At 68.0% G+C, this 15,421-nt stretch carries 18 protein-coding genes and 1 pseudogene; 8 read left to right on the top strand and 11 right to left on the bottom strand.

The window, feature by feature from the left end:
• Positions 1–79 precede the first annotated feature (79 nt).
• The 4 genes from H0X95_RS01040 to H0X95_RS01025 all read right to left on the bottom strand — a co-directional run bounded on the left by H0X95_RS01040 (position 80) and on the right by H0X95_RS01025 (position 2,305).
• On the bottom strand, positions 80–334 hold the full coding sequence (locus H0X95_RS01040) for a glyoxalase (RefSeq protein WP_288047147.1): 255 nt from the start codon (positions 332–334) through the stop codon (positions 80–82).
• A gap of 257 nt (positions 335–591) precedes the next feature.
• Positions 592–1,437 carry an MBL fold metallo-hydrolase gene (locus H0X95_RS01035; RefSeq protein ID WP_059721444.1) on the bottom strand — a complete coding sequence of 282 codons (846 nt, stop codon included), beginning with the start codon at positions 1,435–1,437 and terminating at the stop codon, positions 592–594.
• 18 nt (positions 1,438–1,455) lie between these two features.
• The gene (locus H0X95_RS01030; protein WP_006483371.1) at positions 1,456–1,782 is read right to left on the bottom strand and encodes a hypothetical protein; all 327 of its coding nucleotides are present in this window, start codon (positions 1,780–1,782) and stop codon (positions 1,456–1,458) included.
• Positions 1,775–2,305: a hypothetical protein gene (locus tag H0X95_RS01025; RefSeq protein WP_006483378.1), complete on the bottom strand. Its 531-nt coding sequence runs from the start codon at positions 2,303–2,305 to the stop codon at positions 1,775–1,777. The genes H0X95_RS01030 and H0X95_RS01025 overlap by 8 nt, the downstream gene beginning before the upstream one ends.
• Before the next feature lie 167 nt (positions 2,306–2,472).
• Here H0X95_RS01025 and H0X95_RS01020 point away from each other — a divergent pair, with 167 nt between their 5' ends.
• From H0X95_RS01020 to H0X95_RS01010, 3 genes are read left to right on the top strand one after another with little or no spacing between them, the layout of a single operon-like run.
• A complete protein-coding gene (locus tag H0X95_RS01020) occupies positions 2,473–3,366 on the top strand; it encodes a LysR substrate-binding domain-containing protein (RefSeq protein WP_006491561.1) in 894 nt (297 codons plus the stop codon).
• Positions 3,367–3,415: 49 nt separating this feature from the next.
• Complete coding sequence (locus H0X95_RS01015; protein WP_196445875.1) at positions 3,416–4,363, top strand: alpha/beta hydrolase; 948 nt, start codon at positions 3,416–3,418, stop codon at positions 4,361–4,363.
• The gene (locus H0X95_RS01010; protein WP_006483389.1) at positions 4,360–4,725 is read left to right on the top strand and encodes a hypothetical protein; all 366 of its coding nucleotides are present in this window, start codon (positions 4,360–4,362) and stop codon (positions 4,723–4,725) included. Before H0X95_RS01015 ends, H0X95_RS01010 begins: the two co-directional genes overlap by 4 nt.
• A 41-nt stretch (positions 4,726–4,766) precedes the next feature.
• On the opposite strand, the pseudogene H0X95_RS36240 reads toward H0X95_RS01010, so the two are convergent.
• The 5 genes and pseudogenes from H0X95_RS36240 to H0X95_RS00990 form a co-directional block, all read right to left on the bottom strand.
• Positions 4,767–4,912, bottom strand: a pseudogene (locus H0X95_RS36240) (LysR family transcriptional regulator); the annotation flags it as partial.
• Positions 4,913–5,012: 100 nt separating this feature from the next.
• A complete protein-coding gene (locus H0X95_RS01005) occupies positions 5,013–5,240 on the bottom strand; it encodes a tautomerase family protein (protein WP_006483372.1) in 228 nt (75 codons plus the stop codon).
• Positions 5,241–5,288: 48 nt separating this feature from the next.
• Positions 5,289–6,026 (bottom strand): SDR family oxidoreductase, encoded by a 738-nt coding sequence (locus tag H0X95_RS01000; RefSeq protein WP_048988565.1) that lies wholly within the window; start codon positions 6,024–6,026, stop codon positions 5,289–5,291.
• A gap of 28 nt (positions 6,027–6,054) precedes the next feature.
• Positions 6,055–6,981: a carboxymuconolactone decarboxylase family protein gene (locus H0X95_RS00995; protein WP_346269437.1), complete on the bottom strand. Its 927-nt coding sequence runs from the start codon at positions 6,979–6,981 to the stop codon at positions 6,055–6,057.
• Complete coding sequence (locus H0X95_RS00990) at positions 6,978–7,388, bottom strand: (R)-mandelonitrile lyase (RefSeq protein ID WP_006497975.1); 411 nt, start codon at positions 7,386–7,388, stop codon at positions 6,978–6,980. The genes H0X95_RS00995 and H0X95_RS00990 overlap by 4 nt, the downstream gene beginning before the upstream one ends.
• A gap of 130 nt (positions 7,389–7,518) precedes the next feature.
• On the opposite strand from H0X95_RS00990, the gene H0X95_RS00985 reads away from it, so the two are divergent.
• The gene (locus H0X95_RS00985) at positions 7,519–8,427 is read left to right on the top strand and encodes a LysR family transcriptional regulator (protein WP_006497974.1); all 909 of its coding nucleotides are present in this window, start codon (positions 7,519–7,521) and stop codon (positions 8,425–8,427) included.
• Positions 8,428–8,625: 198 nt separating this feature from the next.
• Here H0X95_RS00985 and H0X95_RS00980 read toward each other — a convergent pair whose 3' ends face one another.
• Positions 8,626–9,312 carry a TetR/AcrR family transcriptional regulator gene (locus tag H0X95_RS00980; protein WP_059721446.1) on the bottom strand — a complete coding sequence of 229 codons (687 nt, stop codon included), beginning with the start codon at positions 9,310–9,312 and terminating at the stop codon, positions 8,626–8,628.
• A 52-nt stretch (positions 9,313–9,364) separates the two neighbouring features.
• On the opposite strand from H0X95_RS00980, the gene shc reads away from it, so the two are divergent.
• Positions 9,365–11,404: a squalene--hopene cyclase gene (gene shc / locus H0X95_RS00975; RefSeq protein ID WP_059721447.1), complete on the top strand. Its 2,040-nt coding sequence runs from the start codon at positions 9,365–9,367 to the stop codon at positions 11,402–11,404.
• A 67-nt stretch (positions 11,405–11,471) separates the two neighbouring features.
• Here the strand turns inward: shc and H0X95_RS00970 are convergent, their stop codons facing one another.
• A complete protein-coding gene (locus tag H0X95_RS00970; RefSeq protein WP_006497971.1) occupies positions 11,472–12,386 on the bottom strand; it encodes a LysR substrate-binding domain-containing protein in 915 nt (304 codons plus the stop codon).
• A gap of 149 nt (positions 12,387–12,535) precedes the next feature.
• Between H0X95_RS00970 and H0X95_RS00965 the strand changes: the two genes are divergently transcribed.
• The 3 genes from H0X95_RS00965 to H0X95_RS00955 are packed head-to-tail and all read left to right on the top strand — an operon-like array spanning position 12,536 to position 15,385.
• The gene (locus tag H0X95_RS00965; protein WP_006497970.1) at positions 12,536–13,660 is read left to right on the top strand and encodes an NAD(P)/FAD-dependent oxidoreductase; all 1,125 of its coding nucleotides are present in this window, start codon (positions 12,536–12,538) and stop codon (positions 13,658–13,660) included.
• Positions 13,653–13,952 (top strand): (2Fe-2S)-binding protein, encoded by a 300-nt coding sequence (locus H0X95_RS00960; RefSeq protein ID WP_006485198.1) that lies wholly within the window; start codon positions 13,653–13,655, stop codon positions 13,950–13,952. Before H0X95_RS00965 ends, H0X95_RS00960 begins: the two co-directional genes overlap by 8 nt.
• Positions 13,949–15,385: an FAD/NAD(P)-dependent oxidoreductase gene (locus H0X95_RS00955; protein ID WP_059721448.1), complete on the top strand. Its 1,437-nt coding sequence runs from the start codon at positions 13,949–13,951 to the stop codon at positions 15,383–15,385. The genes H0X95_RS00960 and H0X95_RS00955 overlap by 4 nt, the downstream gene beginning before the upstream one ends.
• Positions 15,386–15,421 lie beyond the last annotated feature (36 nt).

Raw genomic sequence — 15,421 nt, 5'->3', positions numbered from 1 at the left:
CGCGGGGAACGGGCGGCTTTTATCCGCACGCGACGCGAATCTTGACGATTGCGACAGAGGGAAGGAGGCAGCAGCGCGGCTACCGGCCGTCGCCGAGCCTGGAACGAATCTCGTCGATCGACAGGTCGCGCTGGTGCGTGGCGATCTGCCAGACCTTTCTCCACGCAGCCTTCACCATCGGCCGCCGGTCGCGGTACGGCATGTCGGCGGGCGCTTCCAGCGGGATCGCTTGCGCCGCGAGCGCCCGTCCACAAGTCGAATCGGTGTCCTGGACATACACGTGCAAAAACGCCGGCATCGGACCGCGCAGGCCGTCTGCGCCGCTGATCACCACGACGGCGGCCGATCCGGATCTCGGCAGGCAAACCGGTACGGAATTCGCCTTCCGCGTCGAACACCGCGCGGATGAAGACGATCAGGTTGCGCGGATCCGCAACGACGATCCGCGGCGTGACGGTATGCCGTCCATCGGGCTGGAATGGGGCCATGACGTGCGACCGCCGACGAGGGTCCAGGCTGGATTGTCCTCCTCGAGCGGCAGCCTGCAAAGCGGACACCGGGTATCGACCACGCACGTCCGCGTGCATCGCCTCATGCGTCGGTCTCGTAAAACAGCCCGTATTCGCCGTGCGTTCGCCTGATGCGCGCGAAGCCGGGTTCGCCCAGATGCATGCCGGCGATCAGCAGCCCTTCCGAGCTGACCCGATCCAGCAGCCGCGAACGCGTCGTCGCCGCTTGCGACGCATCCTGATCGAATGCGATCGCGACGTCCGGCCGTTCGATCTGGATGTGCGGAAAATGCACGATATCGCCCCACACGAGCAGGCCCCGATCGCCGGATTCGAGCAGGTAGCCGGTGTGTCCGTCGGTATGTCCCGGTAGGGATATCGCAGCGATCCCCGGGAGCACCTCGCCTTCGTCGACGGTCCGGAGCGCGTCGCCGTAAGCATCGAATGCGTGACGCGCGATCCGGAAATTGCCACGGGCGCGCTCGCTTGCGCGGCTCAGGTTGCCGTCGTCGCGCCAGAATTCGACTTCGCGCCGATGCGCGACGAGTTCCGCATTCGGAAACGCAACCTGTCCGGCGGCATTGAGCAGCCCGCCGACATGGTCGGGATGGGCGTGGGTGAGCAGGACGGTGTCGATCGCGGTAGCGTCGATGCCGGCCAGCCGCAAATTGTCCATCAGGCGGCCGCCCCATTGCCTGATGCCGCCGGCCCCGGCGTCGACGAGAATCGTGCGGCCCGCACCGCGCACCACGTAGCAGTTGATATGCACGGCGGACGGCTCGTGCTGCCCGGCCGCGCGCTGCATCGCGGTAGCGTCGGACACGTCGATATTCGACAGGAAATCGAGGCTGGCCGTGAGGTAGCCGTCGCTGATCGCGGTGATCGTGAAATCCCCGACACGCCGGCCGGGAAACGTAACGTTGGACATCCTGCTTCTCCGCAGCGGCTAGTTTCGGGCGTGAAGGTTCGGCGCGGCATGACCGAAACAACGGATGCGCGCCGTCAGGCCCGTGCGGCGAACGATCGCGCGATCCAGCGCTTCCATGAACGCGCTCATGACCGCGAGCGGGCGACACGACGCCTCGCGATACTGGATTTCCGCGTAAACCGGATGCCCGCATCCGTGCCGGACCGCCACGTAAATGACGTGGACGTTCCGGACTTCTGCCTGGAGAACCGCCGTACAGAGTTCGACGCAGTCGGCGGACAGTTCGGCGAGGCGCGCATCGGGCGGCATGCGGTCCGCATCGATATGGAACGTCACGTTAGGCATCGCGGGCCTGCTTCGTCAGTTGCGGCGTCATCGGCGCATACAGGTCGAGGCCGGCCGGCAGGTTCCCGGCAAGCGCGGCGTCGCGGCGCGGCAGGACCGCGAGCCAGCGACGCGCCGGGCACTGCGCCAGCGCCACGGCTTGCATGGCCAGCGGCTTCAGGCCCAGCCCGATCAGCGGATCGGGCCCGCCGGCACTCAGCGCGAGCAATTCGCCGGCATCGACCGCCGGTGCCCGACCGATATCGCCGTAGAGATTGCGGTGCCAGTCGGTGATGTGTTGCTGCCAGCGCGCGAAATTGCCGCCGCCCTTCTGCCGATATTCGTCTCCGGTCAGCACGTCGAGGCCGTCGATCGTGTGAATGGCCAGGTAGACGGGGCAGCCGTCGCTTACCGCCCTGAAACGCTGCGACGTGTGGAAGCCGGTCACCGAGATGAGGGCCGGCAGCTTGTCGGCACTGTAGAAGTCATTCCATTCGGCTTCGCTGGCAGGGTCGGCGAAGCTGCATTCCACGGTGTAGATCATCGGATTGTCCTTCGTGACGGATGTGCATCCTGGGCTTCGAATGCGGGATATTCAGTGCAGTGACGTAATGCTAATCTGCTGTTTTCCGCGCAGATATCGACTTAAAATCAGCCTTCAGTGATATTTGATCAAGCAGGCCGTCGAGCGCACTCACCAACTCGATCCCGATGCGACGCAAGATTCCGAGCAATTCCGCGCTCCTGGCCTTCGAGGCGGCGGCCCGACACGGCAGTTTCGCCCGCGCCGCCGACGAACTGGCCCGCACCGAGGGCGCCGTCAGTCGCCAGATCGGCCGGCTGGAGGCGTTTCTGGGCGTGACGCTGTTCGAGCGCGTCGGCAACCGCGTGCGGCTGGCGCCCAACGGCACGCGATACGCGGTGCAGGTGCGCGAGATTCTCGATCGGCTGGAACGGGACAGCCTGTATCTGATGGGCCAGCCCGTGGAAGGCGCGAGTCTCGATATCGCCGCGATTCCGACCTTCGCGACCCGCTGGCTGATCCCCCGGCTGAAGCGCTTTCAGGATCGGCATCCGACCATCACCGTGCACATCGCCGAACGGATGGAGCCGTTCCTCCTGGCCGGCAGCGGATTCGACGCAGCCATTCATTTCGCGCATCCGGCGTGGGCCGGCATGCATCTGCATCCGCTGCTGGAAGAGGTGCTGGTGCCCGTCTGCAGCCCGTCGCTCCTCGAAGACGCTGGCGCGAACCCGTCGCTGGATGCGCTCCCGCGCCTTCACCGGCGGCAGAATCCGGATGCGTGGCAGATCTATGCGCAGGAGGCCGGCATCGTGCTGACCAATTCGGCGGTCGGCCCGCGATACGATCTCCATTCGATGCTGATCGAGGCCGCGCTGGCCGGCCTCGGTGTCGCACTGGTGCCGCGCCTTTACATCGGGGCCGAGCTTGAGCAAGGGCGTCTGGTCGCGCCCTGGCCGGACGGCAAAGCGGTGACGAAAAACTTCTGCCTCGTGCTGCCCGAGCCGATCGAATTGAGCGCGGCGCCGGTACAGGCGTTTGCGGAATGGGTGCTTGGCGAGGCGCGGGATTCGGTACGTTGATGCCGTGCCCGAAGTTCATCACCACACGGATCAGGAACGTCATTCACACATGATGCAGACGGAAATCGAAATACCGGGGCCTGTCGGCCCGCTGAGCGGCACGCTGTCGTCTCCAGCGGCGGGCGATGCTCCGGTGGTGCTGATCGTGCCGGGATCGGGTCCGACCGACCGGAACGGCAACGGACCAAACGGCCTTCAGGCATCGACTTACCGGTTGCTCGCCGAAGGATTGCTCGGCCAAGGTATCGCGTCGGTTCGCATCGACAAGCGCGGCATGTACGGTAGCGCTTCGGCGATCGCGGAAGCGGACGACGTCACGATCGACGACTACGCGGCAGACGTCCGCGCGTGGGTGGCGGCCATCCGTGCGCGGACCGGTGCGCGCCGCGTATGGGTGCTGGGGCATAGCGAGGGAGGATGGGTCGCGTTGTCGGCGGCGCGGCAAACCGCCGACATCCACGGCCTGATCCTCGTGTCCACGCCGGGGCGGCCGCTCGCACAGGTGTTGACGCAGCAACTGCGGTCGAACCCCGCGAATGCCGCCGTTCTGGGCAACGCGATGTCGATACTCGAATCGCTCGAAGCCGGGAAGACGGTCGACGCAGCCACGATCGCTCCTGCACTGATGCCGTTGTTCAGGCCGCAGGTTCAGCGGTTCCTGATGAGCGAACTGGCCATCGATCCGGCGGCCCTTCTGGCCGGGTATGCGAAACCGGTGCTGATCGTGCAGGGCGCGCGCGATATTCAGGTGGGCGTGCAGGACGCGCAACGGTTGAAGGACGCGAGTCCAGGCGCCCGGCTGACGATCGTCGCGAATGCCAATCACGTGCTCAAGGCCGTTCACACGGATACGCTCGACGACAATCTTGCCGCGTATTCGAACCCGGATCTCCCTGTGGCAAGCGGTGTGGTGGAAGCCATTGCGGCGTTCGTTCAGGCATCGCCAGACGATCGGTGCGCGCGCCACGCGTTTCCGCAACAAAAAACCGAGCGATGATCCACACGATTCGATTCCGGGTTCGACCGGTTTATCACGGTAGCGATCTGCTGGTCGAAATACTCGACGACCATCGTGCGGCCGACTTTCCCGACGTCGCCGCCATGCTCCGGGATGCGCTGCATTCCGTCCGGCTCGCGCATCCGGACGGCCTCGACGACCCGCAGATCGCCGGGTCGCAGGACCGCTATTTCAGCTATTGGTCGTATGCCCGCGGCCACTATGAAATCGACGACGATCTCTGGGGATGGTGCGTGACCGCGCCGGTCAACAATCGGGCCATCGTCGCTGACATCGAACAGGCGCTGCTGGCGACCGGACGATTCGTCAAGGAAGCCGCGGATGTCGGCAAGTTTGCATAACGCCAACGGACCACATCCCCCGACACGTCGCCCCTACCCCGCTAATCCAGATACGGCGCCAATACGCCCCCGATCCAGTCCATGAAAGCCCGCACGCACGGCGAAAGGTTGCGCCGATGAGCGACGGCGAGCGATGCGGCGAGCGGCTCGGGCCGCCAGTCCCCGGCAACACCTCGACGAGCGCGCCGCGTCGACATAGGCGCAGCCGCACTTCATCGTGGCTTCGGCACGGGGACTTGCACTTGCAGAGCGATCTGTGTCAAAGCCGGCGCGCCTGCGATGCGCGCTTACATCCGGTAGCCCGGTTTTTTGTACAGCGTTGCGGCACGCGCCTCGATATCCGGACGATAGACTTCTTCCTTCCACCTATCCGAGGGAATTTCCTCGAAGCCGACTGACACGGACTCCTGACCATAACCGAGTATCGTCATCACGTCGCGTGTGATGGCGTCCGCCAGACGTTGCTTCTGCTCCTCGGTTTTCCCGGGCCACGCTTTGACGATGATGTGGGGCATAGCGTTCTTCTCCGACATTCGACAACGGCCGCATGCGCGCGGCCGTACTCAATAGGCCTGATTCGTGGGCCGGAACAGCACTTCGTTGATGTCCACGTCGTCGGGCTGGCTCATCGCGTATTCCACCGCGCGCGCGAACGCCGATGCCGGGATGGCCTGCTGATACACCTGGCTCATGCCCTTCGCGACGTCCGGGTCGGTAATGGTCCGGGTCAGCTCGGTCGCCACCGCCCCCGGCGACAGGATGGTCGTGCGGATGTTGTGCGGCTTGACCTCCTGCCGCAAGCCTTCGGTCAGCGCGCGCACCGCATGCTTGGTCGCCGCGTACACGGCGCCGCCCGGGCCGACCTTGTGCCCGGCCACGGACGACACGTTGATGATGTGCCCGCCCTTCTGCCGGATCATGTGCGGCAGCGCGGCGGCGATGCCATACAGCACGCCCTTGATGTTGACGTCGATCATCCGGTCCCATTCGTCGACGTGCAGGCGTTCGAGCATCGAGCTCGGCATCAGCCCCGCGTTGTTCAGCATCACGTCGATGCGGCCGTGCAGGTTGACCGCGCGGTCGACCAGGCGCTGGACTGCGTCGCGTTCGGTGACGTCCGTTTCGAGCATCGCTTGCCGTCCCGCGCCGATTTCGTCGGCGAGCCGCTCCAGCCGGTCCACGCGACGCGCGCCGAGCACCAGCTTCGCACCACGTTGCGCCAGATGCCGCGCGGTTTCTTCGCCGAGGCCGCTGCTCGCGCCGGTAATAACGACGACCTTGCCGTCGATGTTGTCGGTCATGATGTTCCTCTCTTCAGTTGCGCGCAGGTCACGCCGCGCGCCGTGAAAACACATCCTTGAACACGGGCATCGCCGAAAAGACGTTCGGCCATCCCGCGTAGAACGCCAGTTGCGTCAACGCCTCGGATGCCTCGGCCTGCGTGAGCCCGTTGTCCATCGCGCGGTTCAGGTGATACGGGATCTGCGCCACCTGGCCGTTGGCGACGAGCGCACTCACCGTCACCAGGCTGCGGTCGCGCGGCGCGAGCCCCGGGCGAAGCCACAGGTCGCGAAACAGCGCATCGGTCGTGTACTCGACCACGCCCGGCGCGACGGCGCCGAAGTTTTCCGCGACCGTCCGTGCGCGCTGCGCCTCGGCCGCCTCGTTCAGCGGCAGCGGCGTGGCGTCCGCCGGCGCAAGCTGATCGGGCCCGATGCCGCGTTCGTCATAGACGTGCTTGACGACGATCGACGCGGCGCTCGCGTTGGCCCATCCCGCGTAAAAGGCCAGGTGCGCGATCATTTCCGATATTTCCGCGGGCTTCACGCCGTGATCCAGCGCGAGGCGGACATGCAGCGGCATCTCGACGGTCTGGCCGCGGGCGATCAGCACCGACAGCGTCACGATGCTGCGATCGCGCGGCGACAGGTGCGGCCGCTTCCACAAGCCGTCGAACACGGTGTGCGTCGTGTATCGCTCGAAGGCCGGGGCGACCGCTTTCAAATCGGGGGAAGACAAGGGTTCCTGCATGGTGTCGGTCCTTTGCATGTGAGTGCACGCGGCGGCGAGCAGCGCCAGGCCCGTCGCGGCGACGAACCGCAACGGGCGACGCGTGCGATCGTCACCGTGCGCCGTATTGCACATCGGTGACGGGTTCGGGCCAGTTGACGTTGCGTCCATCGCTTTTCGCCCCGCCGACCGACGCGGCCAACGACCTCCAGCCGGCATCGGAGTCAGGGCAGCGGGCGCGTTCATTGCGGTTCGCCGCTACCGAGGTATTGCTCGTCCGTCACCTTGTCCAGCCAGTCGACGTTCTTGCCGTCGAGCGCTTCCTGAATCGCGATATGGGTCATCGCGGTGGTCGACGTCGCGCCGTGCCAGTGCTTGTGACCGGGCGGGCACCAGATCACGTCGCCCGCGCGGATCTCGACGCGCGGCTCGCCGTCGCATTGCGTCCAGCCACAGCCGGCGGTCACGAGCAGCGTCTGGCCGAGCGGATGCGTGTGCCATGCGGTGCGTGCGCCCGGCTCGAACGTCACGCTGGCGCACGACACGCGCGCCGGCGGCGGCGGTGCGTTCAGCGGGTCGATCCGGACCGTGCCGGTGAACCATTCGTCGGGGCCCTTGATCGAGGGCTGCGAGCCCGCGCGCTTCAGTTCCATGATGTCGTCCTCTACCGAAAAAGGTGCCGCATGGATCGCTCCGGCGGCCAGCCATCCCACTTTAATGACTCGCGATTCATGCGACTAGATGGCAAAATCGGCATAGGCCTATGCTGTGGTGCATGAATCAATGGAAGACTTCAACGACCTGGCGGCGTTCATGACCGTCGCGCGCGAGCGCAATTTCACGCGGGCGGCCGCGCAACTCGGCGTGTCTCAATCGGCGTTGAGCCGAACGGTGCGCGCGCTGGAGGGGCGCATGGGCATTCCGCTGCTGACGCGCACGACACGCAGCGTGTCGCCGACCGAGGCCGGCCAGCGGTTGCTGGAATCGATCGCCCCACGCTTTCAGGAAATCGAGGTGGAACTGGAATCGCTGCGCGCGATGACGGACCAGCCGGCCGGCAACGTCCGGATCACCGCGACCGACTATGCGGCGAACGAGTACGTGTGGCCACGGCTGCAACCGCTGCTGCGCCGGTATCCGGCGCTCAAGGTCGAGCTGGTGAACGACTATGGTCTGACCGACCTCATCGCGGGCCGCTACGACATCGGCATACGGCTCGGCGACCAGGTCGCCAAGGACATGGTCGCGCAGCGTATCGCGCCGGACATGACGATGTCGATCATCGGTTCTCCCGATTACCTCGCGTCCCGGCCCGCGACGAAAACGCCGCAGGACCTGACACAACACAACTGCATCAATCTGCGGTTGCCGACCAGAAACGCGCTGCTATCGTGGGAGTTGAGCAAGGGACGCCGCGAGTTGCAGGTTCGCGTCGAAGGGCAGTTGACGTTCAACAACGTCTATCAGATGGTCGACGCGGCGCTCGCCGGCTTCGGGCTCGCATATGTGCCGAAGGATCTGGTCGCGCATCACGTCGAAGCCGGCCGGCTCGGCTGGGTGCTGGAGGACTGGTTTCCGACGTTCGTCGGGCATCACGTCTATTACCCGAGCCGGCGCAAATCGTCGCGGGCGGTGGAGCTCGTGGTCGACGCGCTCAGGGCCGGGTATCAACGCAACCCGCGGCAAGGATGAGCGGTCACGCCCGTGGTTCAGTAGCCGGCAGCGTCCGAAAGGCCATGCCCCATGCACGCGCTGCCGCGGGATCGAACCGAGCGGGGTTGAGTCCCGGGCAAACGTGATCGGCCATCACGACCTCGATACACGTGGCACGTCGAACCCCGCCGTCGCGCGACAGAATCTCGCCCGACGACATCGATCCCGTGCCGCGCATCACTTCGGAAACACGCCCCGGCTCATCGCATCGAGCTGCCGGACGATTTCCGCGCGCAATTCGGCCGATATCTCGATGCTGTCGAGCAGTTCGGAAATCCACAACCCGTCGGCCGCGAGCCGGCAGATCATCAGCGTCGCGGCCTGCTCGAGCGGCACCGGGTCGGGCCGCGTCCATTCGCGCATCGGCACCGACCAGCGCGCGCGCGTGTCCTGCTCGGTGATCATCGACGCGACGAGCACACGCAGCACGTCGGTACTCGCGGCCGGATTGGCCGCATCGAGCACCGCATGCAGATACGCGCGCGCCGCCGCGCCGTCGCCGCCGGAATCCACCGCCATCCGCGCGGCCATCTGCGCGCCGAACCGCTCGGTCGCCTGCCCGAACAGCGCATCCAGCAGCCCCTGCTTGTTCGCGAAGTGATATTGCAGCGCGCCTTTCGTCACGCCGGCACGCTCGGCCACCGCATCGAGCGTCAATGCGGCCACGCCGTGATGCGTCGCGATCTCCGATGCAGCCGCCAGCAATTGCGCGCGCACCTGGTCCGGCGCTTTTTTTCGCCGCACGCCGGCCACGGCGGCAGCCGGCGGCGCCGATGATCCTTCAGGGGCCCGTGCGTTGGGCGCTCCGGCCGGTTCGACGGGCGCGGACACGTCGCGCGGCGCGGGTTCGAGGCGTTTTTTCATGGTGCGGATGGTAGCACTGCACGTCTCGAGATAAACATTCCGGCTGGATGGTATGATCCGCCGCATGAACAAATCGGCCCCCTCTCCCTGGTCCACGCTCGACACTGCCATCGCCCGTGGACGCGACGCACTCGTGCGCCTTCAGCAGCCCGACGGCAGCTGGTGTTTCGAACTCGAATCCGACGCGACGATCACCGCGGAATACATCCTGATGATGCATTTCATGGACCGGATCGACGACGTGCGCCAGGAGAAGATGGCGCGCTACCTGCGTGCGAACCAGCGACTCGACACGCACGGCGCCTGGGATCTGTACGTCGACGGCGCGCCGGACGTGTCGTGCAGCGTGAAGGCGTACTTCGCGCTGAAGGCGGCCGGCGACAGCGAACAGGCGCCGCACATGATCCGCGCGCGCGACGCGATCCTGAAGCTCGGCGGCGCGGCGCGCTCGAACGTGTTCACCCGCATCCTGCTCGCGACGTTCGGCCAGGTGCCGTGGCGCGCGGCGCCGTTCATGCCGATCGAATTCGTGCTGTTCCCGAAGTGGGTGCCGATCTCGATGTACAAGGTCGCGTACTGGGCGCGCACGACGATGGTGCCGCTGCTGGTGCTGTGCTCGCTGAAGGCGCGTGCGCGCAATCCGCGCAACGTCTCGATCCGCGAGCTGTTCGTCACGCCCCCGGAACAGGAACGCCGGTACTTCCCGCCCGCGCGCGGCATGCGCCGGCTGTTCCTCGCGCTCGACCGCGCGGTGCGGCATATCGAGCCGCTGATGCCGAAGCGCCTGCGGCAGCGCGCGATCCGGCATGCGCAAGCGTGGTGCGCGGAACGGATGAACGGCGAGGACGGGCTCGGCGGCATCTTCCCGCCGATCGTCTACAGCTACCAGATGATGCAGGTGCTCGGCTACCCGGACGACCATCCGCTACGCCGCGATTGCGAAAACGCGCTGGAAAAGCTGCTGGTCACGCGGCCGGACGGCAGCGTGTATTGCCAGCCGTGCCTGTCGCCGGTCTGGGATACCGCCTGGAGCACGATGGCGCTCGAGCAGGCGCGCGGTGTCGCGGCGCCGGAAACCGGCGAGACGGCTGCCGGCACGCTGCGCGAACTCGACGAGCGCATCGCACGCGCGTACGACTGGCTGGCCGCGCGGCAGGTGAACGACGTGCGCGGCGACTGGATCGAGAACGTCCCGGCCGACGTCGAACCGGGCGGCTGGGCGTTCCAGTACGCGAACCCGTACTACCCGGACATCGACGACACGGCGCTCGTCACCGCGATGCTCGATCGCCGCGGCCGCACGCATCGCCACGCGAACGGCTCGAATCCGTACGCGCCGCGCGTCGCACGCGCGCTCGACTGGATGCGCGGGCTGCAATCGCGCAACGGCGGCTTCGCGGCGTTCGACGCCGACTGCGACCGCATGTATCTGAACGCGATCCCGTTCGCCGATCACGGCGCGCTGCTCGACCCGCCCACCGAGGACGTATCGGGCCGCGTGCTGCTGTGCTTCGGCGTGACGAAGCGCGCGGAAGACCGCGCGTCGCTCGCGCGCTGCATCGACTACGTGAAGCGCACGCAGCAGCCCGACGGCAGTTGGTGGGGGCGCTGGGGCACGAACTACCTCTATGGCACGTGGAGCGTGCTGGCCGGTCTCGCGCTCGCGGGCGAGGACAAGTCGCAGCCCTATATCGCCCGCGCGCTCGACTGGCTGCGCGCGCGGCAGCACGCGGACGGCGGCTGGGGCGAGACGAACGACAGCTACCTCGACCCGACGCTGGCCGGCACGAACGGCGGCGAGAGCACGTCGAACTGCACCGCGTGGGCGCTGCTCGCGCAGATGGCGTTCGGCGACTGCGAATCCGATTCGGTGAAGCGCGGCATCGCGTATCTGCAGTCGGTGCAGCAGGAAGACGGCTTCTGGTGGCACCGCTCGCACAATGCGCCGGGCTTCCCGCGCATCTTCTACCTGAAGTATCACGGCTATACCGCGTACTTCCCGCTGTGGGCGCTCGCGCGTTATCGGCGGCTGGCGGGTGCTGCCGCGGCGACCCCGGCCGCGGTGGCGGCCGCCGACACGGCGCTCGCCTGAGCGGTCGCTCGCCGGGGTGCGCCGACGCCCCCGGCGCGACCGCCGCGGCCATTCCTTCCCGGCCGGATCACCCGGCCCCCTGCTCCCGCATCCTGGCGAACGCGTCGCGCAAATCCGCGCAGAACGCGTCGCCGATCATCGACAGCGGCTGCGACGCGGACGTCACCAGATAGAAGTGATCGGGCACGGCCGGCTCGAACGGCTTGACGGCCACGCGCTGGCCCGCATACGCGGCCGTCACCGGATCGATCAGCGCGACGCCCGCGCCGTTCGCGACGAACGCGACGATCGTCTGCGACAGTTGCGCCTCGATCGACAGCACGCGCGACACGCCGGCTTCCACGAATACGCGATCGATCGCGCTGCGCGCCTCGAAGCTCGGCGGAAACGAGATGAACGCTTCGTCGCGCAGGTCGGCCGGCTGCACGACGCGCTTGCGCGCGAGCCGGTGCCCGCGCGGCACGATGCAGCACATCGCGGCTTCCGCGAGCCGCTCGCCACGCACCGCCGGATGTGGGACGGGTTCCGCGATCAGCCCCACATCGCATTGCCCGGACGCGACCTTGTCGACGACGGTGGACGCGCTGTGCGCGAGCAGCGTGATGTCGACACCCGGATGCGCGTGCGAGAAACGCGTGACGAGTTCGGGCAGCAGATCGAGCGCGACGGCGGGCGAGCCGGCCACGCGCAGCGTGCCGCGCCGCATCGCGCGGATCTGCTCGGCGGCCTGCGCGACGCGGTCGAGCCCGACGAACGCGCGTTCGACCTCCTCGTACAGCACGCGCGCCTGCGCGGTCGGCGTGAAACGCCCCTGCTGCCGCTCGAACAGCACGAAGCCGATCCGGTCCTCGAGATCGGCGATCAGCCGGCTCACGGCCGGCTGCGAGATATGGAGATCGCGTGCCGCGCGTGTGACGGTATGGCGCTGCATCACCGCGCGAAACGCTTCGATCTGACGAATCCTGAGCGAGGGCGTGGTCATAACACTGGATTATGGAGCGTTGATCAAGCTGTATTGGACAGCCCATTTTGCCTGTCCGAACATCGGTTCCGCAACGTACTGAAAGCAAGGAGCCGCGCCGCCATGGGATATAACACGCAACCGCCTCACCCGCGACACTGGAGCCGCGCATGACCGTGCGCCGCTTCGACGTCGTCGTGGCCGGCGGCGGTCTCGTCGGCATGGCCATCGCGTGGGGCATCGCGCGTCTCGGCCAGCGCGTCGCGGTGTGCGACGGCGACGACATCGCGTTTCGCGCGGCGCGCGGCAATTTCGGGCTCGTGTGGGTGCAGGGCAAAGGCGGCCGCTGCGTGCCGTATGCGCGCTGGTCGCGCGAATCGTCCGAGCGCTGGCATGCGTTCGCCGCGCAGTTGCAGCGCGAAACCGGCGTGGACTGCGCGTTCGAACGCCCGGGCGGCATCGAGCTGTTCGAACACCGCGCGGAACTCGACGGCGCGACCGACCTGCTCGAATCGCTGCGCCGGCAGGAAGCCGCGCTGTCGTACGAAGTCCTCGATCCGGCGGCGCTGCGCCGGCGCATTCCGTCGGCGTCGCCGTCGCTGGCCGGCGCGCTGTGGTCGCCGAACGACGGTCACGCGAATCCGCTCTATACGCTGCGCGCGATGCTGCAGGCGTTTCAGCGGTGCGGCGGTGTCTATCTGCCGCGCAGCGAGGTCAGCGAAATCCGCCCGCACGCGGGGCGCTTCGAGATCGACACGCGCCACGCACGGCTCGAAGCCGGGCGCGTGGTGCTCGCGGCCGGCCTCGACAACGCGCGGCTCGCGCCGATGGTCGACCTGCGCGCACCGATCTCGCCGTTGCGCGGCCAGATCATGGTCACCGAACGGCTCGCGCCGTTTCTCGACTATCCGACGCTCGTCGTCCGGCAGACGCCGGAAGGCTCGGTGCTGCTCGGCGACTCGGCCGAAGACGTCGGCTTCGACGACGGCCAGACGCGCCCGGCGATGGTCGACATCGCGCGTCGCGCACGCACCGCCTTCCCCGCGCTCGCGCATGCACGCATCGTGCGCGCGTGGGGCGCGCTGCGCATCATGACGCCCGACGGCCTGCCCGTCTACGAGGCGTCGACCACGCATCCCGGCGCGTTCATCGCGATCTGCCACAGCGGCGTGACGCTCGCGGCAACCCACGCCGATCTCGTCGCGCCGTGGATCGCCGGCGGCGCCGCGCCGGCCGACCTGTCCGCCTTTACCACCGCGCGCTTTGACGCGCCCACGGAAGCCCGGCATGTTTGAATCCCTCGTTCCCGCCGCCGCGACGCTCGAACGCGTGCGCATCCATATCGACGGCACGCCGCACGACGTGCCCGCGCAATACAGCGTCGCGGCCGCGATGCTCGCCGCCGGTTCGGCCGCGTGCCGCACGAGCGCCGTGAGCGGCGCGCCGCGCGGCCCGTTCTGCATGATGGGCGTGTGCTTCGACTGCCTCGTCGAAATCGACGGCGTCCCGAACGTGCAAGGCTGCATGACGCCCGTCGCCGACGGCATGCAGGTGCGCGCGATGCACGGCAAGGCGAGGCTCGCATGACGCGCCGCCAGTGCGACCTGCTGATCGTCGGCGCCGGGCCGGCCGGGATGGCGGCAGCCATCGCCGCGCGCACGGCCGGCTTGTCGGTCGTCGTCGCGGACGAAGGCCGCGCGCCCGGCGGCCAGATCTACCGCAACGTGGCCGATGCGCCGGCGCCGCTCGCGCAATGGCTTGGCGCCGACTATGCGGCCGGCCGGCCGCTCGTCGACGGCCTGCTCGCCAGCGGCGCGCATTACCTGCCGCGCAGCGTCGTGTGGCAGGTCGCATTCGAACCGACACCCGTCGCGATGCTCACGCAGAGCGGCCCGTCGCGCGGCACGCTCGAAATCGGCCCGCGCGCGGTGCTGATCGCGACCGGCGCGCAGGAGCGGCCGTGGCCGGTGCCCGGCTGGACGTTGCCCGGCGTGATGGGCGTCGGCGCCGCGCAAACGCTGCTGAAAGCGTCGGGCCTCGCGCCGTCGGCCGACGCCGTGCTGGCGGGCAGCGGCCCGCTGCTGTGGCTGTTCGCCGCGCAATTGCTGAATGCGGGCCGGCGCGTGCGCGCGCTGGTCGATACGACACCGCGCGACGCGTGGCGCCGCGCGCTTCCCCATGCGCTGCCGGCACTGCGCGGCGTCGACTATCTGCTCAAGGGCTGGCGCATGCTGCGTGCGGTGCGAGACGCCGGGATTCCCGTCCATCGCGGCGCGACCGACATCCGCATCGACGGCGACGATCGCGCCGAACGCATCCGCTTTCGCGACGCGGAAGGCGTCGTACAAGCGCTCGACACGTCCCTCGTGCTGCTGCATCAGGGCGTCATTCCGTCGACGCAGCTCGCGCGCGCGCTCGGCTGCGCGCATGAATGGGACGAAGCGTCGGCATGCTGGCGCCCGCAGCGCGACGCGCGCGGCCGCAGCAGCGTGCCGCACGTCTGGATCGCGGGCGACGGCGCAGGGATCGGCGGCGCACAGGCGGCGGCACTCGCCGGCGAAGTGGCGGCGCTCGACATCGCCCGGCAACTCGGTGCGCTCGACGCGCAACGGCAGGCCGCACGCGAACGCCCGGTGCTGCGTGCATGGCGCCGCCATCTCGCGGTGCGCCCGCTGCTCGACGCGCTGTATACGCCGCCCGCCGCGCTGCGCCGCCCCGACGACGACACGATCGTGTGCCGCTGCGAGGAAGTCACGGCCGGCGAGATTCGCCAGCTCGCGGCGCTCGGCTGCCAGGGGCCGAACCAGATGAAGGCGTTTACGCGCTGCGGAATGGGTCCGTGCCAGGGGCGCTGGTGCGGCATGACGGTCGGCGAACTGATCGCCGACGTGCAGCAGCGCGGCGTCGGCGACGTCGGTCACTACCGGATCCGCGCGCCGATCAAGCCGGTCACCGTCGGCGAGATGGCCGACGCCCTCGAACTGTCGAACGATTTTCAGCGCGGCGAATTCCCGAGCTGACGCGCACGCCCACTCTTCCCCACACGAACGGAGCCA

Source organism: Burkholderia sp. 9779_493, from assembly GCF_015712215.1.
GTDB lineage: Bacteria > Pseudomonadota > Gammaproteobacteria > Burkholderiales > Burkholderiaceae > Burkholderia > Burkholderia cenocepacia.
Note: the sequence above shows the minus strand (reverse complement) of the source record. Positions and strands in the feature narration are given on the sequence as shown.